Source organism: uncultured Tenacibaculum sp. (assembly GCF_947504135.1).
In the GTDB taxonomy this organism is placed as follows: Bacteria; Bacteroidota; Bacteroidia; order Flavobacteriales; family Flavobacteriaceae; genus Polaribacter.
Window position 1 is genome coordinate 75,887 of record NZ_CANNGG010000006.1, and the last position, 25,539, is coordinate 101,425.

Sequence of the window (25,539 nt, forward strand, 5' to 3'; positions counted from 1 at the left end):
TTTGCATGCAATTAATTAACAACACACTAAATTGATTGCATATGCAAGCTCATCAAAATAAAATATTAGGTGAAGGATTAACGTACGACGACGTTTTATTAGTTCCTGCCTACTCAGAAGTACTTCCAAGAGAAGTTTCAATCCAAACAAAGTTTACAAGAAACATAACAATCAATGTTCCAATAGTATCAGCAGCTATGGATACGGTAACCGAATCTGCTATGGCAATTGCTATTGCAAGAGAAGGAGGAATAGGCGTGTTGCATAAAAACATGACAATAGAGCAACAAGCTCTTGAGGTTCGCAAAGTTAAACGTGCAGAAAGCGGAATGATAATCGATCCGATTACTTTGTCGTTAAGTGCAATCGTTTTAGATGCTAAACAAGCAATGCGTGAGCATAAAATTGGAGGTATTCCAATTGTTGATGAAGCAGGAAAATTAGTAGGAATTGTAACGAATCGTGATTTGCGTTTCGAAAAAAATAACGAGCGTCCTATTGTTGAAGTTATGACCTCTGAAAACTTAGTAACAGTTGCAGAAGGAACTTCTTTAAAAGATGCTGAAGTTATCTTGCAAGAAAACAAAATAGAAAAGTTACCTGTTGTTAATGACGATGATAAGCTAGTAGGATTAATTACTTTTAGAGATATTACAAAGCTTACACAAAAACCAATAGCTAATAAAGACTCATATGGACGTTTACGAGTAGCTGCAGCGTTAGGTGTAACGCACGATGCAGTTGATAGAGCAGAAGCCTTAGTAAATGCAGGGGTAGATGCTGTGATAATTGATACAGCTCACGGACATACCAAAGGAGTGGTTTCTGTATTAAAAGAAGTAAAAACTAAATTCCCTGAATTAGATGTTGTTGTAGGGAACATTGCAACACCAGAAGCAGCTAAATATTTAGTAGAAGCTGGAGCAGATGCAGTAAAAGTAGGAATAGGACCAGGATCTATTTGTACAACTCGTGTAGTTGCTGGGGTAGGATTCCCACAATTTTCAGCAGTGTTAGAAGTTGCAGAAGCTATTAAAGGAAGTGGAGTTCCTGTAATTGCTGATGGAGGTATTCGTTATACAGGTGATATTCCAAAAGCTGTTGCGGCTGGAGCAGACTGTGTAATGTTAGGTTCATTATTAGCAGGAACCAAAGAATCTCCAGGAGAAACCATTATTTACGAAGGAAGAAAATTCAAATCGTACCGTGGAATGGGATCTGTTGAAGCCATGAAACAAGGTTCAAAAGATCGTTATTTCCAAGATGTAGAAGACGATATTAAAAAGTTAGTTCCAGAAGGAATTGTAGGACGTGTTGCTTACAAAGGAGAATTACAAGAAAGTATTCATCAGTTTGTAGGTGGATTACGTGCAGGAATGGGATACTGTGGAGCAAAAGACATTGAAACACTAAAAAATACAGGAAGATTTATCCGTATTACTGCAAGCGGAATTAACGAAAGTCACCCACACGATGTAGCAATTACTAAAGAAGCACCTAATTACAGTAGAAGATAATTCTGGTAAAATAATCGCAATAAAACTCAAACTCTGTTAATAATTAAATTAGCAGAGTTTTTTGTTTTTAAGTAGTAAATACTATTTTAGCAGAGACTTCAATTTCCTTTATTTTTATGACTCAAGAAACAAAATATACCGAAGATAATATTCGCTCGCTCGATTGGAAAGAACATATCCGTATGCGTCCTGGGATGTATATTGGTAAATTAGGAGACGGTTCTTCACCCGACGATGGTATTTATATTTTGGTTAAAGAAGTGCTCGACAACTCTATTGATGAGTTTGTTATGGGTACAGGAAAAACAATTGAAGTTTCGGTACAAGGCGATAAAGTAATTGTACGTGATTATGGTCGTGGTATTCCGTTAGGAAAAGTTGTCGATGTAGTATCGAAAATGAATACCGGAGGTAAATACGATTCACGTGCCTTTAAAAAATCGGTAGGATTAAACGGAGTAGGTACCAAAGCGGTAAATGCCTTATCTACTTACTTCAGAGTTGAGTCTACTCGTGATGGTAAATCAGCAGCAGCAGAGTTTGAAAAAGGAAATTTAACCAATGAAGAATTTCTTGAAGAAACATCACGTCGTAGAGGTACCAAAGTAACCTTTGTAGCAGATGAAACCATTTTTAAGAACTACAAGTATCGTCCAGAGTATATTATAAAACTACTGAAAAACTATGTATACCTAAACCCAGGACTAACCATAGTTTTTAACGGTGAAAAGTTTTATTCAGAAAACGGATTAAAAGATTTATTAGAAGATAACAACAATCAAGATGATATGTTGTATCCAATAATTCATTTACGAGGAGATGATATTGAAGTAGCAATTACACACAGTAAAACGCAATATTCAGAAGAATATCATTCGTTTGTAAACGGACAAAACACCACGCAAGGAGGTACGCATTTAAATGCTTTTAGAGAAGCGGTGGTAAAAACGGTGCGTGAGTTCTTCGGAAAAAACTTTGATGCGTCTGATGTTCGTAAATCTATCATAGCAGCCATTTCTATCAAGGTAATGGAGCCTGTTTTTGAAAGTCAAACCAAAACCAAATTAGGATCTACCGAAATGGGAGGTGATTTACCAACCGTTCGTACCTATATCAACGATTTTGTAAAAACACAGTTAGATAACTTTTTACATAAGAATACCGAGATAGCAGATAAACTTCAAAGAAAGATACTACAAGCTGAGAAAGAGCGTAAAGAGTTATCAGGAATTCGAAAATTGGCTCGTGAACGTGCTAAAAAAGCGAGTTTGCACAACAAAAAATTACGTGATTGCCGTATTCACTTTGGAGATACCAAAAAAGACGGATATTTAGATACAACTCTGTTTATTACCGAGGGAGATTCGGCAAGTGGATCGATTACCAAATCACGTAATGTAAATACCCAAGCAGTATTCAGCTTAAAAGGGAAACCTTTAAACTCGTACGGATTGTCTAAAAAAATCGTGTACGAAAATGAGGAGTTTAACTTATTACAAGCTGCTCTAAATATTGAAGACGGACTAGAAGATTTACGATACAACAACATTGTAATTGCTACCGATGCCGATGTAGATGGTATGCACATTCGCTTGTTATTAATCACTTTCTTTTTACAGTTCTTTCCAGAGGTAATCAAAGAAGGGCATTTATATATTTTAGATACTCCGTTATTTAGAGTTCGAAATAAAAAGGAAACAATTTATTGTTATTCAGAAGAAGAAAAGCAAGCTGCAATTGATAAGCTAAGAGGAAAACCAGAAATAACTCGATTTAAAGGATTAGGGGAGATTTCGCCTAACGAATTTGTTCATTTTATTGGCGATGATATTCGTTTAGACCCAGTAATGTTAGATAAAGAAATGTCGATAGAGCAGATGTTAGAATTCTATATGGGTAAAAACACTCCAGACAGACAAAAGTTTATCATCAATAACCTAAAAGTAGAGTTAGACTTAGTAGAAGAAAATTAATATGAAAAGCGTACGAAAAATTTTTGATGCTATGTCGATCCTTTTTGGAGTCATCTTAATTGGATGGTTTACACAAATTGATTACAGTAATTTGAGTTTTAATGACAACTTATCTCCGTACTTAGGAATCATTTCAGCTGTCTTATTCATCTTTGTAATGCAGTTTACAAAAAAACATCAGGTAAATAAACAGCTTGTAACTAAGAACAAGAAAAAATAATGGATAGAAATAGAAGAGCTAGAATATATTTATTAATAGCATTTTCAATTTTTTTTGTCAACGTATTCAATGTTGATTTTGACAATTTAAGTTGGGAGGCAAATAGGGCATCTTATATCAATATGATAGTTGCAGCCTTAGTTTTTATAGCTATTTTTTTACTAATTAAGAAGAAACAAAAGAACTCTTAAACGAATAAACGTTTAAACATTCATATATGAGTGAAGAAAACAACAATTACGAACACGACGAAGAATTAAATCAACCTATTGAAAGTACCGAAACCATTACCAAGGTAACTGGTATGTACAAGGAATGGTTTTTAGATTATGCTTCGTATGTAATTTTAGAACGTGCTGTACCCTCGATTGAAGACGGATTTAAACCCGTACAACGTCGTATTATGCATTCGATGAAAGATTTAGACGATGGTCGTTACAATAAGGTTGCGAACATTGTTGGGCATACCATGCAGTATCACCCGCATGGAGATGCTTCTATTGCCGATGCCATGGTACAAATGGGACAGAAAGAATTGCTGATAGACATGCAAGGTAACTGGGGTAATATCCTTACAGGCGATCGTGCTGCAGCTTCCCGTTATATCGAAGCACGTTTGTCGAAGTTTGCTTTAGATGTTGTTTTCAACGCCAAAACTACCGAATGGCAAGCATCGTACGATGGTCGTAAAAAAGAACCTGTAAACTTACCTGTAAAGTTTCCATTATTATTAGCACAAGGGGCAGAAGGTATTGCAGTTGGATTGTCGACTAAAATTCTTCCACATAACTTTAACGAGTTGATAGATGCTTCTGTTAAATATTTAAAAGGAAGAAGTTTTACCATTGTTCCTGATTTTTTAACTGGAGGTATTGTTGATGTAACTGATTATAAAGACGGAAAAAGAGGAGGAAAAATCAGAGTACGTGCTAAAATTTCAGCATTAGATAAAAAAACGCTAGTTATTAATGAAATTCCGTTCGGAACTACTACATCATCTTTAATTGATAGCATTTTAAAGGCGAATGATAAAGGTAAAATCAAGATTAAACGTATTGAAGATAATACAGCTGCTGAGGTAGAAATTTTGGTGCATTTACCACCTAATGTATCCCCAGATAAAACGATTGATGCTTTATACGCTTTTACTAATTGTGAAAACTCAATTTCTCCGTTATGTTGTATTATTGAAGATAACAAACCGGTATTTATTGGAGTAACAGAAGTCTTAAAAAAATCGACAGATTTTACAGTTGAGTTACTTAAACGTGAGTTAGAAATTCAGTTACACGAATTAGAAGAACAATGGCATTTTGCTTCGTTAGAGCGTATATTTATTGAAAATAGAATTTATCGTGATATTGAAGAGGTTGAAACTTGGGAAGGTGTAATTGAAGCTATTGATAAAGGTTTACAGCCACATACCAAACATTTGAGGCGTAAAGTAACAGAGGAAGATATTGTGCGTTTAACAGAAATCCGAATTAAAAAGATTTCTAAGTTTGATATTGATAAAGCGAAACAATTTATTGAAAGCTTAGAAGAAAAAATAGCTGAGGTTAAACATCATTTAGATAATTTAATTGATTTTGCAATAGACTATTTTAAAGAGTTAAAAGCAAAATACGGAAAAGGTAAAGAACGTAAAACTGAAATTCGAATTTTTGATGATATCGTAGCCACCAAGGTAGTAATGCGTAACTCAAAGTTATATGTAAACAGAGAGGAAGGATTTATTGGAACATCGTTGAAAAAAGACGAATATGTTACCGACTGTGCTGATATTGATGATGTGATAGTGTTTAGAGAAGATGGGTCGATGATCGTAACTAAGGTTGATTCGAAGACTTTCGTAGGAAAAGGAATTATACACGTTGCAATTTTCAAAAAGAAAGATAAGCGTACTGTTTATAACATGATTTACAGAGACGGAGCTAAAGGAGCTTCGTTTATGAAGCGTTTCAATGTAACTTCGGTAACACGTGATAAAGAGTACAATTTAGCAAATAATAACCCGAAGTCGAAAGTATTATATTTTTCTGCAAACCCTAACGGTGAAGCAGAAGTAGTAACCATTTTACTTCGAGCTGTTGGAAGTATTAAAAAATTGAAGTGGGATATTGATTTTGCAGATTTAGCGATTAAAGGTCGTAGTGTTCGTGGTAACCAAGTAACTAAATATGCAATTAAAAAGGTAGAATTTAAAGAGGCAGGTGTATCTACTTTAAAACCACGTAAAATTTGGTTTGATGATACGGTTAAGCGTTTAAACGTAGACGGAAGAGGAGAGTTGTTAGGCGAATTTAGAGCAGAAGACAAAATTTTAATCGCTACACAATCAGGAAAAATAAAGGCGGTAACTCCAGATTTGGCAATGCATTTCGAAGGCGATATGATTGTTTTAGAAAAATGGAAACCAAACAAGCCCATTTCAGCAATTTATTTTGATGGAAACAAGGAACGTTATTTTGTAAAACGTTTTTTAATTGAATCAACAGATAAAGAAGAAACCTTCATTTCTGAGCACGAAAAGTCGAAGTTAGAAATTATTGCAACAGATTATCGTCCAGTAGCTGAGGTTATCTTTTCTAAACGAAGTTTAGAGGATATGGAGGTTAATTTTGAAGAGTTTATAGCAGTTAAAGGAATAAAAGCCTTAGGAAATCAGTTAACTACTGAAAAAATTAGAACCGTAAACCTATTAGAATCGCTTCCGTATGAAGAGCCCGAAGAAGAAAAGGTTGAAGATGTAGAAGTAAATGACGAGGAGGAAATTATTGAAGATGTATTGCCGTTAGACGTTCCAGAGGTTAAAAAAGAGTTTGAAGAATCGAAAGAAGATAAAGCAAAAAAAGCCTTAGAAAGAGCACTTCAAAAAAAGAAGAAAGATAAAGATGACGAAAGTCAAACTGCATTATTTTAATGAGTGAGTTAATACCATATCGTTTTAATTTAGATACTTTTTTTGGTGTTTTAGGTTATATTGTAGTTGTTCTTTTAACCTCTTGGCTTATATCTAGATTAGTTAGGGCAATTATTTGGCAATTAATTAAAAGTAAAAAAGAAGACCGTTTTGGTAGAACCAGTATTCAGTTTTTACGTAATTCAGTAACTTTTGTAATAGGACTTTTAACTGTTATATACATTATTATGACAGTTCCTGCTTTTAGAAGTAAGGCAACACTAATTTTTTCTGGAGCAGGTATTATTGCTGCAATTATAGGTTTTGCTGCACAAGCAGCGCTTTCTAATTTAATTGCAGGAGCTTTTATTGTTATTTTTCGTCCGTTTCGAGTAGGTGATTATATTAAGTTAGACGAAACTCGCGTAGGAATTGTTGAAGATATTACACTACGTCATACAGTAATTAATAATTTTGAAAATAAGCGATTAATTATACCAAACTCGGTAATTAGTACTGATTCTATTTTAAATCATACGATAGAAGATTCTCATATTCTAAGTTTTAATAATTTTAAATTAGGAATAAAAGCCGATATAGATTTAGCGCGAAAAATCATTCAAGAAGAAGCTGTAAAATTACCTACAGTAATAGATTACCGTACACCCGAGCAAGTAATGGCAGACATAAATCAAGTTGATGTTCGTGTTATTGATGTACATTCAGATCATATACATATGCGTGCTTATGTATGGCTAAACGAGCCTTTTCAGGAGTTTAAAACTAAATGTAATTTAAAAGAAGCTGTGCATAAACGTTTCTTAAATGAAGGAGTAGACTTGCCAATTCCTATTAACATTAATGAAATAATTAACAAAGTAGACTAAGTTTACTTTGTTAATAGATTTCAAAAGTTATAAAAAGCTTTTTATCAGAAGGTTTAGGGATTTCAGAAATTAAACCATAAATACCTTTGTCTAGTATTCCTTTTTGTAAAGGTTTCAAACGAAGTTAGGTTTTGTTAGTGATTCTTTTTAGGAAAAAGGAGCTAATAGAGGAGGTGTTACAAATCTTACTGACGTTCGAAAATAAGGAATTATAAAAGGAAAATTAAAGGTAAATACCTGATTATTAGTTTTTTTAATCGTTTTTCTTAAAAAGAAATCCTAATCCAAGACGACTTAAAAATTTTTTTTCAAAGTCCCAGAAAAAATTAAATTGACCAAATAGCCAACCCAATATAGGTAAGGTAGTTTGATAAATAGGAAAAATAAGCAGAATTCTTAATGGATAATACAACCAAGGAGACATGCTTTCAGGCGATAAACCAAGTAAGCTAGTAACAGGTTTAGCTACCCAAGCAGCAAAAGAACCATTCATAGCGAACACAATAAATATTGCAGCTAAAGACCAGTTATTGTCTACTCCCCAACGTTGTTTTAATTTTTCCATACAGTAATAATCATGGCAAAAGTAATTAAAAGAAAAAGGGCAAACAAATGTTTGCCCTTTGATTAATTGTTAAAAGAGAAAGTTTATTTTTTTCCGAAAACACCACCTAGTAAGCCACCTAATAATCCTCCTGATTTTTGTTGGCTACTGCTAGCATTTCCTAGTACCATTCCAGCTACATCATCAACAATACTTCCATCACCATCAGCATCTAAAATTTTTTCTAAGAAGCTTTGCTCTTTTTCAGTAGAGCTTCCACCTAGTAATCCGCCTAGCAAACCGCTTAAATCGCCTGAGTTGCTAACGTTGTTTTGGCGCTTCTGTTGCCCCAAAACCCCCATTAAAATTGGAGTAGCAACTTTTAAAATATCGGCAACAGAGCTAGTATCCATACCTGCTTTTTGACCAATTACTTGTTCTACACCTTGTTGTTTATTTCCTAAAACGTGTCCTAAAATTTTACTTCCATCTTGTATAACATCTGCATTCACACCACCGCTAAACAAACCTCCTAAGTTGTCTAAAATTCCACCATCGTGTTTATTTAATGCTCCCATTAAACCTTCTGCACCCTCTGGCGTAGAAGCGTTACGTTGCATAGCCTTCATTAAAACAGGTAAAGCCATGGTTAATACATCGTTCGTTTTGTTAGTGTCTTGCCCTGTTGATCCTGCTACACCAGATACAATTGTTTTACCTAAGTCACTGTTTAATAAATCTAAGATTCCTGCCATTTTTTTTATTTAATAAGATTAGTATTAAGTTCTCAATAATTGAGACACAAGATACGAATTAGAAGTCACTTTTTTTTAAATAATTCTTTTTACCTTACAGCCTTAAAAAAAATAACAGATTACATGAGGAAACTTGCACTACACTGGCAAATTTTAATAGGAATGATTTTGGGTATTTTATTTGGTTTGGCGATGACTTTTGTTGAAGGAGGAGCGTCATTTGTAGCTGACTGGGTAAAGCCTTTAGGAACTATTTTTGTAAAATTATTAAAGTTAATAGCAGTACCACTCATTATTGCCTCTCTGATAAAAGGGATATCTGATTTAAAAGATATTTCTAAATTTAAAAATATAGGTTTACGCACCATACTAATTTACATAGGTACTACAATAATAGCTATAACAGTAGGGTTAGTATTGGTTAATGTTGTGCAGCCTGGAGACGGAATTTCAGAAGATACCATAGCCAAACTAACAGCCGATTATGCAAATAGTGAAGGAGTACAAGCTAAAATAGCAGAAGCTAGTAAACAAAAAGAAAGCGGGCCACTTCAATTTTTAGAAGATATGGTTCCTGATAATGCTATGCAGGCGATGAGTAATAACAAAGCAATGTTACAAGTAATTTTCTTTACTATTTTCTTAGGAATATCAATGTTATTAGTAGGAGAGAAAAATGCAAAACCATTAAAAAACTTCTTTGATTCGTTAAATGAAGTGGTGCTAAAAATGGTGGATTTAATCATGTTAACTGCTCCTTATGCAGTATTTGCATTGTTAGCAAATGTTGTGGTTTCTTCTAATGATCCAGATTTATTATTAGCATTGTTAAAATATGGATTAACAGTTATAGGAGGATTGTTGTTAATGGTAGCATTTTATATGCTTTTAATAAGTGTGTTTACCAAGAAGAATCCTTTGTGGTTTTTACAACAAATTAGTCCAGCACAATTATTAGCATTTTCAACAAGTTCAAGTGCTGCAACGTTACCTGTTACAATGGAAAGAGTAGAGGAGCATATTGGAGTAGATAAAGAAGTATCAAGTTTTGTGTTACCAGTAGGAGCTACTATTAATATGGATGGTACTAGTTTATATCAAGCTGTAGCTGCTGTATTTATATCACAAGCTTTAGGTTTCGATTTAACCTTTGGAGATCAATTGACAATTATTTTAACAGCTTTACTAGCTTCAATAGGTTCAGCAGCTGTACCAGGAGCAGGAATGGTAATGTTAGTAATCGTATTAGAGTCAGTTGGTTTTCCAGCAGATAAATTAGCCATAGGTTTAGCATTAATTTTTGCAGTTGATAGACCATTAGATATGTGTAGAACAGTTATTAATGTAACAGGTGATGCAACGGTGTCTACTTTAGTAGCGAAATCTGTAGGTAAGTTAGGAAAGCCACACCCACATGAATGGGATGAACATTATGATGAAGTAAAATAAACTTGTATGCTTACAGTAAAATCACCTATAGTTTCTGTTGATTGGTTGCACGATAATTTAAGTGCAGATAACTTAATAGTTCTTGATGCAACTATTCAGAAAGTAGGAGTCAAAACAGATGATAAAAAAGAAAAACAGCAGATTAAAAATGCTGTTTTCTTTGATTTAAAGAGTGTCTTTTTAGATGTTGAAGCAGAATATCCTAACACAATTCCGTCAGAAAAATATTTTGAAACTGAAGTTCAGAAATTAGGAATAAACAATGATAGCTGTATTGTTGTTTATGATGATTTAGGAGTATACTCATCTCCTAGAGTTTGGTGGTTGTTTAAAGTGTTTGGTTTTGAAAATGTCGCAGTTTTAAACGGAGGTTTACCTGCTTGGAAAGACGCTGGTTATACAGTTGAGTCTAAAAAAGAAAGAGAATTCTTAACAGGGAACTTCAAAGCTAACCTTAATAAGGGTAAAATAAGTGTTACAGAGGAAGTATTAAAAGCTTCTCTTGATAATAAAGTTATATTAGACGCTCGTTCAAAAGGAAGGTTTTATGCTACAGAGCCAGAACCAAGAAAAGATTTAAGAGGAGGTCATATTCCAAATTCTAAAAGCTTACCTTATGCAGAATTGCAATTAAATGGTAAGATGAAATCGAAAGAAGAGCTTCAGAAAATATTTTCAGATATGAACCCGAATAAAGAAGAAATGATTTTTTCTTGTGGTTCAGGAATTACAGCATGTATACTTGCATTAGGAGCTGAAGATGCAGGAAAAACTAACTACAGTGTATATGATGGTTCTTGGACAGAGTGGGCTAGTAGACTAGAATTGCCTATTGAAAAATAATAAAAATAAAAAGCCCCTAATCAGAGGCTTTTTTTATTATATCAATTTCTTTACTTCTTGTTTTAAAAAGGAAATAGCTGTGTTTGCTGGACTTTCTTGTTGAGAATAGTCAATTAATACATTTTCACGTAAATCTTTAGCTGTTTCAGAACCTTCTGCTGTAGAACGAAGCTTCGCAATGATAGCTAATTTAGCGGCAGTAACAGCCTTCCAGCTATCATCAGAAATGTATAATTGCTGTACTAAATTATGTTCAAACTCTTGTTCTATGTTACCAATTAAAAGTTGTAGATAATTATCAGTATCATCTCCAATTGGATTAACTCTTAACAATAATTTAGAAGGGTTGATACGCTCACAAAATAATAACATACGTTCATAAGCTTGTAGTTTTGTAGGTAAACTTTCACGCTTTTTCTCAACTAAAGCGTTAAACGCTTTTTCTTTATTGTCTTGTTCAATAAAGCGGCCTAAAATTAAGTAAGCTACGCCGCCAGTTACTAGTGCTGGTAGGGCATAAGCAAGCCCTTCAATAATTTTATCTTCCATAATGCGAATATACGAGTCCTGTTAAAATTGCCAATCCAAAACTTAGTAAAGTTCCAATCAGTACATATTCAGTAAGTTTTCTGTCTTTTGATGCTGTTAAATCTCCAAATCTAAATATAGATTTTGCTGCGAGTAAAAACCCAACACCAGCCCATTGGTTAATTGCAATAAAAACGAAAATTAATATACGTTCTAAAAAACCAATATACTTACCTGCATTGGCTAACGATTGTTCTGTTGATTTATTACCTTTTTCTGGATTCCATTTAGAAATTAATGTATTTATGATAATAGACGAAGTATAAGTAACAAAAATTAAACAAGCAAAAAGTAATAAGCTTTGCTTAGTTAAAATAGTATCGATATTAATTTTAAAAGGAGAATAAATGTATGTAGCAAGTCCTAAAATGAATATATGTAAAGCTTGGTCTAAAAAGAAGAATAAACGTTTGTTCTTTTTCTTTTGAAAATATAGTTTCCCAAGATCAATTAAATAATGAGAAATAATTACAAGTAAAAAAACACTCCAGTATGTAGAATTGACTTGTAATAATAATAGTAATAAAATAGCATGAACACCAATGTGAGCATAGAGTTTAATAGATTTTATTTTCTTTTTCTCCTTGTTTTTTACCCAGTTTTTAGGTTGAAACACAAAATCACCTAATAAATGAGCAACGAGTAGTTTTAAGAAGAGTATCATAGGTTAGTTAGTTTCTGATTCATAAGTTTTCTATAACGTTTTTCTAGCTTCATAATTTCATCAAACCCAGAACGTTTTCTTCGTTCACTAGCGCTACTTTCTGAAATAGCTAGCTTTTTTGCAATTACTTTTTGAGTACATTCAGGATTTTGTAGAGACATATTCACAAAAGCAGCTGAGTTGGTTGTCCAATTGTCCATTATTAATAAACTTAAGTTTATAGAAACTTCAAACTCGTCGTTAATATCTTCCCAAGGAGTTTTCAAAGCTAAATTTTGCTTTTTAAGTAAATAATCAAAAGCATACCCAGAATTTATAAAAGCTTCACCGTTGGCTTCGGTAATTTTTTCTGTATCAAAACTTTTATTACCGATACCAATAGCTAAACGAATGTCTAAATCTTTTATTTTTTTAATAGTAGATTTTAGCTTAAAAGTAAAAAGAAGAGCTTCTGCAATATTTTCAATTTCAATTTGAAAACTGTCTCCACGAAAAAGCTCCCACGTTTTTGGTGTTTTCCCTACAGTATTGAAGGATTCTTTCAGTACAGGAAGCCATGTTTCAGCAGAAACACCTCTAGAGTTTATAATATCACCAGTAATTACACTTGTCATGTATTCAATTTTTAGTAAAAATAGCTTTTCAAATTGAAAACTCCAAATAATTCGGGTTTTAAAACGAATGTTTTAAAATAAGGGTTATAAGGCGAATCTATGTTAATTCGGATTTTAACATGAATTTATAACACTAAAAATTAGTGAATAAAAAAAAGGGTAGAATCTTTAAAAAACCTAAAAGATTGGTTAATTTTCCATTTTTAAAATACTTTCAATTTAATTTCCATTGAATACTTATTTAGAGCAACTTAACGAACCACAGAGAGCAGCTGTTTTACAAAAAGACGGCCCAATGATAATTATAGCAGGAGCAGGATCGGGTAAAACGAGAGTGCTGACTTATAAAATTGCTTATTTAATGGAGCAAGGTGTAGATGCTTTTAACATTTTGTCGTTAACATTTACCAACAAGGCTGCTCGTGAAATGAAAGATCGTATTGGTAAAGTAGTGGGGTATAGTGAAGCTAAAAACCTTTGGATGGGAACATTTCACTCAGTTTTTGCACGTATCTTACGTTCAGAGGCTGATCGATTAGGCTATCCGTCAAACTTCACCATTTACGATACACAAGATTCAGTTCGATTGATAACGGCGATTATCAAAGAAATGAATTTGGATAAAGATCGATACAAACCAAAACAAATTTTAAGCAGAATATCGTCTTTTAAAAACAGTTTAATTACGGTTAGAGCGTATTTTAATAACTCTGATTTACAACAAGCCGATTTAGAAGCGAGTAGACCGAGAACAGGTGATATCTATAAAGAATATGTAGATAGATGTTTTAAGTCTGGAGCGATGGATTTTGACGATTTATTATTGCGAACCAATGAATTATTAGCACGTTTTCCAGATGTGTTGGCAAAGTATCAAGATCGTTTCCGATATATTTTGGTAGATGAGTACCAAGATACCAACCATTCGCAGTATTTAATTGTACGTGCGTTGGCAGATCGCTTTCAGAATATTTGTGTAGTAGGAGATGATTCGCAAAGTATTTACGGATTCCGTGGAGCAAATATTCAAAATATCTTAAACTTCCAGAAGGATTATCCAGATGTAAAAACGTTCAAGTTAGAACAAAATTACCGTTCAACAAGTAACATTGTTCGTGCTGCGAATAGTGTAATTGATAAGAATAAAACGAAGCTAGATAAAGAAATTTGGACAGCTAACGATGCAGGAGATAGTGTGAAGGTAATGCGTACAATTTCTGATGGAGAAGAAGGACGTTTCGTAGCACAATCTATTTGGGAAAACCAAATGAATCATCAGTTAACAAGTGATCAATTTGCCATTCTATACCGTACCAACGCACAATCGAGAGCGATAGAAGATGCATTACGTAAAAAAGATATTAAGTATAAAATTTACGGAGGTATTTCATTCTACCAACGTAAAGAAATTAAAGATTTACTATCGTATTTACGAATTTTAATCAACCCGAATGATGAGGAAGCATTAAAACGTATTATTAACTACCCAGCAAGGGGGATTGGAGCTACAACGTTAGATAAATTAACAATTGCAGCGAATCATTACAAAAAATCGATGTTTGATATTTTAAAAAATATCAGTACAGTAGATATTAATATAAACTCTGGAACCAAAACAAAGTTGCAGAATTTTGTAAACATGATTCAGCGTTTTCAAATTGAAGCGCAAAAAAAAAATGCTTTTGAAATTGCTGATTTGGTGGTAAAGCAAACTCAGCTAGTAAAAGATTTACAAAAAGATGGAACTCCAGAAGGCGTTAATAAGGTTGAAAACGTTCAAGAACTTTTAAACGGAATAAAAGACTTTATTACCGATAAAATAGAAACAGGAGAAGACGCATCGTTAACTTCATTTTTAGAAGACGTCGCACTAGCTACTGATTTTGATTCCGATAAACAAGATGAAGAACCTAGAGTTTCTTTAATGACGATTCACTTATCCAAAGGGTTAGAGTTCCCTTACGTGTACATTGTAGGTTTAGAAGAAAGTTTATTCCCTTCAGCAATGAGTATGAATACTCGCAGTGAGTTAGAAGAAGAACGTCGTTTGTTTTATGTAGCGTTAACAAGAGCTGAAAAAGGAGCTTATTTAACTTATGCACAAACACGTTATCGTTGGGGAAAATTAACTGATGGTGAACCAAGTAGGTTTTTAGAAGAAATAGATGAGCAATATTTAGAGTATTTAACGCCAAAAGTACCTGAACCATCAGTAAATAGGTTTATTGATGCTAGTTTATTTGAAGACGATTCACCAAAGAAAATACGTTTTCAAAAACCAATTCAAAAGAAAAGAAAAGAGTTCTTAGCGAAGAAGGAAAAAACAAATATGGTTCCTCCAAAAAGTAAAATGAAGAAGGTTTCAGAAATGAGCCCAAAAATGAATTTGTTTGATGGAGAAATCACAGTAGGAAACGTAGTAGAGCATAACCGTTTTGGTACTGGAAAAGTAGTAGCTTTAGAAGGTAAAGGGCCCAATAAAAAAGCAGAAATAGAGTTTAGTACCGTAGGTAAAAAGAAATTATTGTTACAATTTGCAAAATTGAAAGTAATCGGGTAGTTAATTCATAATAATTACCTATTTTGCATAGATAAAATATAGAGAAATGACGTTTGATTTAGAATACAATTCGAAAAGATCCAAATTAATTATCCCAGAATATGGGAGGCATATACAAAAGCTAGTAAATCATTGTATCGCTTTAGAAGATAAAGAAGAACGAAATACAATGGCTAAAGCTATTATTGATGTAATGGGTAATTTACAACCTCACTTACGTGATGTGCCTGATTTTAAGCATAAACTTTGGGATCAGTTACATATAATGGCAGATTTTCAGTTAGATGTTGATTCTCCTTACGAAACACCTTCAAAGGAAGAGTTGCAAGAATCTCCTGAGCGATTGCCATATCCAAAATCAGCATCAAAGTATCGTTTTTATGGTACAAATATTCAAACCATGATTGATGTTGCTTTAACATGGGAAGAGGGAGATATGAAAGAAGCTTTGGTATTCACCATTGCTAATCATATGAAAAAATGCTATTTAAACTGGAACAAAGACACAGTTGAAGACAGTGTTATTTTCGATCATTTATATGAGTTGTCTGAAGGAAAAATAGATATTCGAGGTATTGATGAGGACTTAACAGATAGCAAAAGCCTGTTAAGAAAACGTAGCGGACAAGGACAGCACAAATCAAAAGGAAAAACAAATACTAAATACAGAAAAAAGTAAATGGCATCATTTAAAATAGAAGGAGGTCACAAATTAAAAGGAACAATAACACCACAAGGAGCAAAAAATGAAGCATTACAGGTAATATGTGCGGTGTTGTTAACGTCAGAAAAAGTAATTATAAACAATGTTCCTGATATTATTGATGTTAATAAACTGATTTTTATTTTAGGAGAATTAGGAGTTAAAATAGAAAAATTATCTAAAAACTCATATAGTTTTCAAGCAGACGATATCAATTTAAAATATCTAGAGTCACCCGAATTTAAAAGAGATGGAAGCTCTTTAAGGGGGTCTATTATGATTGTTGGTCCGTTATTGGCTCGTTTTGGAAAAGGATATATACCACGACCAGGAGGCGATAAAATTGGACGTCGTCGTCTAGATACTCACTTTGAAGGATTCATCAATTTAGGAGCAAAATTCCGATATAATCGTGAAGAATATTTCTACGGGGTTGAAACAGAAACAGGGTTAGTAGGAGCAGAAATGTTGTTAGATGAAGCTTCTGTAACGGGTACTGCAAATATTATTATGGCTGCGGTTTTAGCTAAGGGAACCACAACTATTTATAACGCTGCATGTGAACCTTATATTCAACAATTATCAAAAATGTTGAACTCTATGGGAGCGAAAATATCAGGAGTAGGATCTAACTTGTTAACTATTGAAGGAGTAGAGTCTTTAGGAGGTTGTGAGCATACCATTTTACCAGACATGATTGAAATTGGAAGTTGGATAGGTATGGCTGCTATGACACGTTCTGAATTAACTATTAAAGATGTTAGTTGGGATGATTTAGGACAAATACCTAATGTGTTTAGAAAGTTGGGAATTCAACTAGAAAAAAGAGGAGATGATATTTTTATTCCTGAGCAAGAAAGCTATGAAATCCAAAGTTATATTGATGGTTCGGTATTAACTGTTGCTGATGCACCTTGGCCAGGGTTTACACCAGATTTGTTAAGTATAGTTTTAGTAGTAGCTACTCAAGCAAAAGGAACAGTGTTAATCCATCAAAAAATGTTTGAAAGCCGTTTGTTCTTTGTCGATAAATTAATTGATATGGGGGCAAAAGTAATTTTATGTGATCCACATAGAGCTACGGTAATTGGTCACGATTTCAAATCGCAATTAAAGGCTACAAAAATGACTTCACCAGATATTCGTGCGGGTATTTCTTTATTGATAGCAGCACTTTCTGCTAAAGGAACGAGTATCATCGATAATATTGAACAAATTGATAGAGGCTATGAAGATATTGAAGCTCGTTTAAAATCTATCGGAGCAAAAATTGAAAGAATTGAAAATAAACACTAATTAGCAAATTAGCGGATTAGGTAAAATTATAGATTAAAAATCGTGTCAAGTTGACACGATTTTTTTATTGGCAACATTCTTGTTAATCAAAAGAGAGAAAATAAAAGAAACTATTTACAATGAGTAAAGATCAATATACAAAAGAAGACGAAATTAATGACGCTGTAAAAAGTGGGGAATTAGGGGGAGATCAAGAAGAAACTCAAGAAAATAAGGAGGTTGAGTCAAAAGAAGCGCCTACTGCTGAAGAGTTAATTCAAGCAGAAAAAGACAAATACTTACGTTTGTTTGCAGAGTTTGAAAACTATAAAAAACGTACTACTAAAGAACGTGTCGAGCTTTTTAAAACTGCAAGTCAAGAATTAATGACAGCTTTACTGCCAATTATGGATGATTTTGATAGAGGTTTGGCAGAAATTAAAAAGTCTGAAGATTCTGAGTTATTAAAAGGAATGGAGCTTATTAATAACAAGTTTAAAAGCACTTTAACACAAAAAGGATTAGTAGAGATAGAGGTAAAGCCAGGAGATGATTTCGATGCTGAAATTCATGATGCAATTACACAAATACCTGCTCCAACAGAAGATTTAAAAGGAAAAATCATCGATTGTGTAGAGAAAGGATACAAATTAGGAGATAAAATTATTCGCCACCCTAAAGTAGTAATGGGGCAAGCGTAAACGGTTATCATAAGTAGTTTGATAATAGTTTAATTTAAGTTGTTAGTAAAAAACTAATGACTAAAGACTAATAACTAATAGAATGGCAAAACAAGATTATTACGAAATATTAGGAATATCAAAATCGGCATCGCAAGCTGAAATAAAAAAAGCCTATCGAAAGATGGCCATTAAGTATCATCCAGATAAAAATCCGGATGATAAAGATGCTGAAGAAAAATTCAAGTTAGCTGCTGAGGCGTATGAAATATTAAGTGATGAGAACAAGAAAGCTCGTTACGATCAATATGGTCATGCTGCTTTTGAAGGAGGTCATGGAGGCTTCGGTGGTGGCGGAATGAATATGGATGACATTTTTAGCCAATTTGGAGATATTTTTGGAGGAGCTTTCGGTGGTGGTTTCGGAGGTTTTGGTGGCGGTGGTCATCGTCAAGCACGAGTAAAAGGTAGTAACTTGCGTATTCGTGTAAAACTTACCTTAGAAGAAATTGCCAAAGGAGTAGAGAAAAAAGTAAAAGTTCGTAGAAAAGTTCAAGCCGAAGGAGTAACGTACAAAACTTGTTCAACCTGTAATGGTACAGGGCAGCAAATGCGTGTTACCAATACCATTTTAGGTAGAATGCAAACAGCTACTACCTGTGGTACTTGTCAAGGTGCAGGAGAAATGTTAGATAAGAAACCTAGTGGTGCAGATGCTCAAGGTATGATCGTAAAAGAAGAAACCGTTTCTATCAACATTCCTGAAGGAGTTACCGAAGGAGTTCAATTAAAAGTAGGAGGAAAAGGTAACGAAGCTCCTGGTAAGAACTCAATTCCTGGTGATTTATTAGTATTAATTGAAGAAGTACCACATGATACTTTAAAGAGAGAAGGAAGTAATATACATTATGATTTATACATAAACTTCTCAGAAGCTGTTTTAGGAGCTTCTAAAGAAGTAGATACAGTCACAGGAAAAGTTAAGATTAAAGTTGATGCAGGAACGCAATCAGGTAAGATTTTACGATTAAAAGGTAAAGGATTACCGAGTATTGAACGTTACGGGCATGGAGATTTCTTAATTCATATAAATGTGTGGACACCACAAGAATTAACAAAGAATCAACGTAAGTTTTTTGAGGAAATGCAAGAAGATGAGAACTTTAGCCCAAATCCTCAAAAGTCAGACAAGTCGTTCTTTGAAAAGGTTAAGGACATGTTTTCTTAAAAAAAACATAAAATTTGAATTTTTTTTGATTTAAAGTTTTTTTAAAACAAAAAACGTTTATATATTTGCAGTGTCTAGGAGACGTTCTAGACACTTTTTCTTTTTCATAGCAATTTTCCCACTCAATTTTTTGAGTGGGTTTTTTTATGAATGAAGGTGTAAACTTTTATTTGACAACAATATAATAGCAGACCTATCTTATCGACTTATAGAAAATATAAGTAGGAAAGTCTGGACACCATAGAGTGGCATAGCGGATAACATCCGTCCGGTGTAAACCGAGGACAAGTGCAACAGAAAGTATGTACAGGTAATGCTGTAGTGAAACCAGGTAAACTCTATGCGGTGCAATGCCATGTACATTAGAGGTTGAGCGTTACTCGCGCGATTCTAAGGGGTAGGCAGATTGATTCTGAGAGTAATTTCAGAACTAGATAAATGATAAGAGCCTCATTTTTTTGAGGGACAGAATCCAGCTTATGGGTCTGCTTTTTTCCTATTTAGAATCATTATAGTTTTTTCTATACTTTACTTAAAACACCTAAATTGTCAAATTGATAATTAATCGACTGGTTTTTAAGTGTTTTTTTGGGATATTTTTAAAAATAGCTATTTAAATTTAAATAAATTCATTATTTATTCTGTTTTGCTGTTTATTTTTAAAATTGAGGTTAAAATAGTACTTTTGCTAGGCAAAAAATAACAAGATATATCCGTATGTAAATTTGATATATGTGCTTACATATAACAGTTTATATACAGATAAATGAAGAAATAATAAGAGTAGTTTTTTAGTTGTATATCAACTTTAATAAACCCTAATTTTAGAGTTTCTTTCAAATATTAAATAATAAACCTTTTATGAACACATACTCAGATTACCTAAAGGAGATTGAAGTAAGAAAAGGGCAAGGTCTACACCCTAAGCCAATTGACGGAAGTGAATTGTTAACTGAAATCATCTCACAAATTAAAGATGAAAATAACGAGCATCGTAAAGAGTCTCTTAATTTCTTTATTTATAATGTTTTACCAGGTACAACAAATGCTGCAGCTGTAAAAGCAAAATTTTTAAAAGAAATTATTCTTGGTGAATCTGTAGTAGAAGAGATAACTCCATCTTTTGCTCTAGAACAATTAGGGCATATGAAAGGAGGAGCTTCTGTAGAAGTTCTACTTGATTTAGCTTTAGGTAATGATATTGCCATCGCCGAAGAAGCTGCAAAAGTGTTAAAAACACAAGTTTTCTTATATGAAGCTGATACAGAACGTTTAGAAGAAGCATACAAAGCAGGTAACAAAATAGCTAAAGAGCTTATAGAAAGCTATGCACAAGCAGAGTTTTTTACAAAGCTTCCAGAAATAGAGGAAGAAATTAAAGTTGTAACATACATTGCTGGAGTAGGAGACATTTCTACAGATTTATTATCTCCAGGTGCTGATGCACACTCTAGGTCTGATCGTGAGTTACACGGACAATCAATTTTTGAGCATAATAAAGATATGCAAAAAGAATTGTTAGCATTAAAAGAACAACATCCAGATAAACGTGTGATGTTAGTTGCTGAAAAAGGAACTATGGGAGTAGGTTCTTCTAGAATGTCAGGTGTAAACAATGTGGCTTTATGGACAGGTGTAGAATCTAGTCCGTATGTACCATTTATCAACATAGCACCAGTAATTGCAGGGACTAACGGAATTTCTCCAATTTTCTTAACTACAGTTGGGGTAACTGGAGGTATTGGTATTGATCTTAAAAACTGGGTTAAGCAAAAAGATGCTGAAGGAAATACAATTGTAGATGAAGAAGGAGAGCCAGTTTTAAAGCAAGAATATTCTGTGGAAACAGGAACTGTTCTTACAATTAACACAAAGACTAAAAAATTATATAACGGAGATAAAGAATTAAAAGATATTTCAGCAGCATTAACTCCGCAAAAAATGGAGTTTATTAAAGCTGGAGGTTCTTATGCAGTTGTTTTTGGTAAGAAATTACAAACCTTTGCAGCTAAAGTATTAGGAATTGATGTTCCTCAAGTATATGCTACTTCTAAAGAAATTTCTGTAGAAGGACAAGGATTAACTGCAGTTGAAAAAATCTTCAATAAAAACGCAGTAGGAACAACTCCAGGAAAAACATTACATGCAGGTTCTGATGTGCGTGTAGAAGTTAACATTGTAGGTTCTCAAGATACTACAGGGTTAATGACTTCTCAAGAGTTAGAAATGATGGCCGCTACAGTTATTTCTCCAATAGTTGACGGAGCTTACCAATCAGGTTGTCACACGGCTTCTGTATGGGATGATAAGTCAAAAGCAAACATTCCAAGGTTAATGAAGTTTATGAACGACTTTGGTTTAATTACAGGTCGTGATCCTAAAGGACAATACCCTGCAATGACAGACGTAATTCATAAAGTATTAAATGATATTACCGTAAGTGATTGGGATATTATTATTGGAGGAGATTCACATACACGTATGTCAAAAGGTGTTGCTTTTGGTGCGGATTCTGGCACGGTAGCATTAGCTTTAGCAACTGGTGAAGCAACTATGCCAATTCCACAATCTGTAAAAGTTACATTTAAAGGAAACATGAGAAGTTTCATGGATTTCCGTGATGTAGTGCATGCAACACAACAACAAATGTTAAAGCAGTTTGACGGAGAAAATGTTTTCCAAGGAAGAGTAATAGAAGTACACATTGGTACTTTAACAGCGGATCAAGCCTTTACATTTACTGACTGGACTGCTGAGATGAAAGCAAAAGCTTCTATCTGTATTTCAGAAGATGAAACATTAATTGAATCATTAGAGATTGCTAGAGATCGTATCCAAATCATGATTGATAAGGGAATGGATAATGAAAAGCAAGTATTACAAGGTTTAGTTGATAAAGCGAATACTAGAATCCAAGAGGTTAAAACAGGTATTAAACCAGCTTTAAAACCAGATGCTGATGCTAACTATTACGCAGAAGTTGTGATTGATTTAGATGAAATCGCTGAACCAATGATAGCTGATCCTGATGTAAATAACGAAGATGTTTCTAAACGTTATACACACGATACTATTCGTCCATTATCATTCTACGGAGGAACTAAAAAAGTAGATTTAGGTTTCGTAGGGTCTTGTATGGTGCATAAAGGAGATATGAAAATCTTAGCTCAAATGTTAAAGAACATTGAAGCACAACAAGGGAAAGTAGAATTCAATGCTCCATTAGTAGTAGCGCCACCAACATACAACATTGTTGATGAGTTAAAGGCTGAAGGAGATTGGGAAGTATTACAAAAATACTCAGGATTTGAGTTTGACGATAATGCTCCTAAAGGATTGGCACGTACAAAGTATGAAAACATGTTGTATTTAGAGCGTCCTGGATGTAACTTATGTATGGGTAACCAAGAAAAAGCAGAACCAGGAGATACGGTAATGGCAACTTCAACACGTTTATTCCAAGGAAGAGTTGTAAAAGATTCTGGTGAGAAAAAAGGAGAATCGTTATTATCATCTACTCCAGTAGTAGTATTATCAACTATTTTAGGAAGAACTCCTACCATGGAAGAATACGAAAAAGCTGTTGATGGAATCGTATTAACGAAATTTAAACCATCTCAAAAGCAATTAGTAATGTAATCACAAACATTATTTATAAATAGAAGCCCGAGTTTTAACTCGGGCTTTGTTGTTATTAATTAATTTCTGGATTAAACTCTACTATAGAAAAAACTTATGTAAACTTATTATAATTATATAGCTACTTCATCTTTTTTACTGTTTTTTTTGGTAAATTCGTACAGCAACAAAAAAATTACATATATGGCTTTTGATATTAATATGATAAAAGAGGTATACAATAAAGTAGTTGAGCGAGTAGATGCTGCCCGTAAAATTACAGGTAAACCTTTAACATTAGCAGAGAAAATTTTATATACACATCTTTGGGATGGAACACCAACGAAAGCTTTCGAAAGAGGAAAGGATTATGTTGATTTTGCTCCAGACCGTATAGCTTGTCAAGATGCAACAGCGCAAATGGCGTTATTGCAATTTATGCAAGCAGGAAAAGATAAAGTAGCAGTACCAACAACGGTGCACTGTGATCACTTAATTCAAGCTAAAGTAGGTGCTTCAACAGATTTGCAAACTGCGTTAAATAATTCAAATGAAGTCTTTAATTTCTTAGAATCGGTTTCTAATAAATATGGAATTGGCTTCTGGAAACCAGGAGCAGGTATTATTCATCAAGTAGTATTAGAAAACTATGCATTTCCTGGAGGAATGATGATTGGTACAGATTCTCACACGGTGAATGCAGGAGGATTAGGAATGGTAGCCATTGGTGTAGGTGGTGCTGATGCAGTAGATGTAATGGCTGGTATGCCATGGGAGTTAAAATTTCCTAAGTTAATAGGTGTAAAATTAACAGGTAAATTATCTGGTTGGACAGCACCTAAAGACGTGATTTTAAAAGTAGCAGAAATTCTAACTGTAAAAGGAGGAACAGGTGCAATAGTTGAATATTTCGGACCAGGAGCAATGGCAATGTCATGTACAGGTAAAGGAACTATTTGTAATATGGGAGCAGAGATTGGAGCTACAACTTCTACTTTTGGTTACGATGAATCTATGGAGCGTTATTTACGTGCTACGGATAGAAATGATGTAGCTGATGCAGCAAATGAGATTAAAGAATATTTAACGGCAGACCCTGAAGTATACGCAAATCCTGAGCAATATTTTGATCAAGTAATAGAAATTAATTTATCAGAATTAGGCCCATTATTAAACGGACCTTTCACTCCAGATTTATCTACTCCTGTAGGAAAAGAAATGACAGAGAAGGCTCAAGCAAATGATTGGCCATTACAAGTTGAATGGGGACTAATAGGTTCCTGTACAAACTCTTCTTATGAAGATTTATCACGTGCCGCTTCTATTGCACAACAAGCTATAGATAAAGGACTGAAAACGAAGGCAGAATTTGGTATTAACCCAGGGTCGGAGCAAGTACGTTATACGGCGGAAAGAGATGGAATCTTGCAAGTTTTTGAAAACTTAGATGCTAAAATATTTACTAACGCGTGTGGACCGTGTATTGGTCAGTGGGGACGTTATGAAGATCCAAAGAATGCACCTAAAAATAGTATTGTTCACTCTTTCAATCGAAACTTCGCTAAACGTGCTGATGGAAATCCAAATACACATGCTTTTGTTGCTTCTCCAGAATTAACAGCAGCTATTGCCATCGCAGGACGCTTAGATTTTAATCCGTTGAAAGATAAACTAATCAATGAGAATGGAGAAGAGGTGATGTTAGATGAACCAACAGGTTGGGAATTACCTCCAAAAGGATTTGAAGTAGATGATAATGGATATTTAGCACCAGAAGCAGATGGAAGTAACATAGAAGTGGTTGTAGATCCAAATTCAGAGCGTCTGGAGTTATTAACTCCGTTTGAACCATTGGGAGATACTATCAAAGATGCTAAATTGTTAATCAAAGCGCATGGTAAGTGTACAACAGATCATATATCTATGGCGGGACCTTGGTTACGTTATCGTGGACACTTAGATAATATTTCTAACAACATGTTAATTGGAGCTGTAAATGCTTTTAACATGAAGACAAACTTCGTGAAAAATCAGTTAACAGGAGAGTATGATGCGGTACCTAAAGTACAACGTGAGTACAAAGCAAAAGGAATTAAAACAGTCGTAGTTGGAGATCATAACTATGGTGAGGGGTCTTCTCGTGAGCATGCTGCTATGGAGCCTCGTCATTTAGGGGTGGCAGCTGTGTTAGTTAAATCATTTGCACGTATTCATGAAACGAACTTGAAAAAACAAGGGATGTTAGGCTTAACATTTGATAACGAAGCAGATTACGATTTAATTCAAGAAGATGACACGTTTAACTTTATAGATTTACATGAGTTTGCGCCAAATAAACCATTAACTATTGAAGTTGTTCATGCTGATGGTTCAAAAGATAGAATTATTGCTAATCATACCTATAACGAAGGACAAATAGAATGGTATAAAGAAGGTTCTGCTCTAAATTTAATTAAGAAACAGAACGCTTAATATATAAACTAGTTTATTTATAAAAAGTGCAGTAATTACTGCACTTT

At 33.8% G+C, this 25,539-nt stretch carries 19 protein-coding genes and 1 other RNA gene; 15 read left to right on the forward strand and 5 right to left on the reverse strand.

Features of this window, described 5'->3' with window-relative positions; all coding sequences use genetic code 11:
* Positions 1 to 41: 41 nt before the first annotated feature.
* From guaB to Q0663_RS12265, 5 genes are all read left to right on the forward strand, one after another.
* A complete protein-coding gene (guaB, locus tag Q0663_RS12245) occupies positions 42 to 1,517 on the forward strand; it encodes an IMP dehydrogenase (RefSeq protein ID WP_299011507.1) in 1,476 nt (491 codons plus the stop codon).
* A gap of 116 nt (positions 1,518 to 1,633) precedes the next feature.
* Positions 1,634 to 3,490, forward strand: coding sequence for a DNA topoisomerase IV subunit B (locus tag Q0663_RS12250; protein ID WP_299011510.1), 1,857 nt, complete (start codon positions 1,634 to 1,636; stop codon positions 3,488 to 3,490).
* A 1-nt stretch (position 3,491) separates the two neighbouring features.
* A complete protein-coding gene (locus tag Q0663_RS12255; RefSeq protein WP_299011512.1) occupies positions 3,492 to 3,710 on the forward strand; it encodes a hypothetical protein in 219 nt (72 codons plus the stop codon).
* A gap of 217 nt (positions 3,711 to 3,927) precedes the next feature.
* Positions 3,928 to 6,633, forward strand: coding sequence for a DNA gyrase/topoisomerase IV subunit A (locus Q0663_RS12260; protein WP_299011516.1), 2,706 nt, complete (start codon positions 3,928 to 3,930; stop codon positions 6,631 to 6,633).
* Positions 6,633 to 7,499 carry a mechanosensitive ion channel family protein gene (locus Q0663_RS12265; RefSeq protein ID WP_299011522.1) on the forward strand — a complete coding sequence of 289 codons (867 nt, stop codon included), beginning with the start codon at positions 6,633 to 6,635 and terminating at the stop codon, positions 7,497 to 7,499. Before Q0663_RS12260 ends, Q0663_RS12265 begins: the two co-directional genes overlap by 1 nt.
* Before the next feature lie 253 nt (positions 7,500 to 7,752).
* Here Q0663_RS12265 and Q0663_RS12270 read toward each other — a convergent pair whose 3' ends face one another.
* Both Q0663_RS12270 and Q0663_RS12275 read right to left on the reverse strand, forming a co-directional pair.
* Positions 7,753 to 8,064, reverse strand: a complete 312-nt coding sequence (locus tag Q0663_RS12270; protein ID WP_299011524.1) for a DUF6787 family protein — start codon at positions 8,062 to 8,064, stop codon at positions 7,753 to 7,755.
* A gap of 83 nt (positions 8,065 to 8,147) precedes the next feature.
* Positions 8,148 to 8,798 carry a DUF937 domain-containing protein gene (locus Q0663_RS12275; protein ID WP_299011526.1) on the reverse strand — a complete coding sequence of 217 codons (651 nt, stop codon included), beginning with the start codon at positions 8,796 to 8,798 and terminating at the stop codon, positions 8,148 to 8,150.
* A gap of 123 nt (positions 8,799 to 8,921) precedes the next feature.
* Here Q0663_RS12275 and Q0663_RS12280 point away from each other — a divergent pair, with 123 nt between their 5' ends.
* Together Q0663_RS12280 and Q0663_RS12285 are read left to right on the forward strand one after the other, a co-directional pair.
* The gene (locus tag Q0663_RS12280; protein ID WP_299011528.1) at positions 8,922 to 10,247 is read left to right on the forward strand and encodes a dicarboxylate/amino acid:cation symporter; all 1,326 of its coding nucleotides are present in this window, start codon (positions 8,922 to 8,924) and stop codon (positions 10,245 to 10,247) included.
* A gap of 6 nt (positions 10,248 to 10,253) precedes the next feature.
* A complete protein-coding gene (locus Q0663_RS12285) occupies positions 10,254 to 11,090 on the forward strand; it encodes a sulfurtransferase (protein ID WP_299011530.1) in 837 nt (278 codons plus the stop codon).
* A 36-nt stretch (positions 11,091 to 11,126) separates the two neighbouring features.
* On the opposite strand, the gene Q0663_RS12290 is transcribed toward Q0663_RS12285, so the two are convergent.
* From Q0663_RS12290 to Q0663_RS12300, 3 genes are read right to left on the reverse strand one after another with little or no spacing between them, the layout of a single operon-like run.
* A complete protein-coding gene (locus Q0663_RS12290) occupies positions 11,127 to 11,639 on the reverse strand; it encodes a hypothetical protein (protein WP_299011532.1) in 513 nt (170 codons plus the stop codon).
* On the reverse strand, positions 11,629 to 12,342 hold the full coding sequence (locus Q0663_RS12295) for a DUF3307 domain-containing protein (RefSeq protein WP_299011534.1): 714 nt from the start codon (positions 12,340 to 12,342) through the stop codon (positions 11,629 to 11,631). Before Q0663_RS12295 ends, Q0663_RS12290 begins: the two co-directional genes overlap by 11 nt.
* The gene (locus Q0663_RS12300; RefSeq protein WP_299011536.1) at positions 12,339 to 12,956 is read right to left on the reverse strand and encodes a SatD family protein; all 618 of its coding nucleotides are present in this window, start codon (positions 12,954 to 12,956) and stop codon (positions 12,339 to 12,341) included. The genes Q0663_RS12295 and Q0663_RS12300 overlap by 4 nt, the downstream gene beginning before the upstream one ends.
* A 229-nt stretch (positions 12,957 to 13,185) precedes the next feature.
* Here Q0663_RS12300 and Q0663_RS12305 point away from each other — a divergent pair, with 229 nt between their 5' ends.
* From Q0663_RS12305 to Q0663_RS12340, 8 genes are all read left to right on the forward strand, one after another.
* Entirely contained in the window at positions 13,186 to 15,516 is a 2,331-nt protein-coding gene (locus tag Q0663_RS12305) for an ATP-dependent helicase (protein ID WP_299011538.1), read from the forward strand.
* A gap of 46 nt (positions 15,517 to 15,562) precedes the next feature.
* Complete coding sequence (locus tag Q0663_RS12310; RefSeq protein WP_299011540.1) at positions 15,563 to 16,195, forward strand: DUF4290 domain-containing protein; 633 nt, start codon at positions 15,563 to 15,565, stop codon at positions 16,193 to 16,195.
* On the forward strand, positions 16,196 to 17,515 hold the full coding sequence (murA, locus tag Q0663_RS12315) for a UDP-N-acetylglucosamine 1-carboxyvinyltransferase (RefSeq protein WP_299011542.1): 1,320 nt from the start codon (positions 16,196 to 16,198) through the stop codon (positions 17,513 to 17,515).
* A 119-nt stretch (positions 17,516 to 17,634) separates the two neighbouring features.
* Complete coding sequence (locus tag Q0663_RS12320; protein ID WP_299011544.1) at positions 17,635 to 18,195, forward strand: nucleotide exchange factor GrpE; 561 nt, start codon at positions 17,635 to 17,637, stop codon at positions 18,193 to 18,195.
* A gap of 82 nt (positions 18,196 to 18,277) precedes the next feature.
* Positions 18,278 to 19,402 carry a molecular chaperone DnaJ gene (gene dnaJ, locus Q0663_RS12325; RefSeq protein ID WP_299011552.1) on the forward strand — a complete coding sequence of 375 codons (1,125 nt, stop codon included), beginning with the start codon at positions 18,278 to 18,280 and terminating at the stop codon, positions 19,400 to 19,402.
* Positions 19,403 to 19,586: 184 nt separating this feature from the next.
* Positions 19,587 to 19,898, forward strand: an RNA gene (gene rnpB, locus Q0663_RS12330) — RNase P RNA component class A.
* 365 nt (positions 19,899 to 20,263) lie between these two features.
* Entirely contained in the window at positions 20,264 to 23,041 is a 2,778-nt protein-coding gene (locus tag Q0663_RS12335) for a bifunctional aconitate hydratase 2/2-methylisocitrate dehydratase (protein ID WP_299011554.1), read from the forward strand.
* A 183-nt stretch (positions 23,042 to 23,224) separates the two neighbouring features.
* Positions 23,225 to 25,492: an aconitate hydratase gene (locus tag Q0663_RS12340; RefSeq protein ID WP_299011556.1), complete on the forward strand. Its 2,268-nt coding sequence runs from the start codon at positions 23,225 to 23,227 to the stop codon at positions 25,490 to 25,492.
* Positions 25,493 to 25,539: the final 47 nt, after the last annotated feature.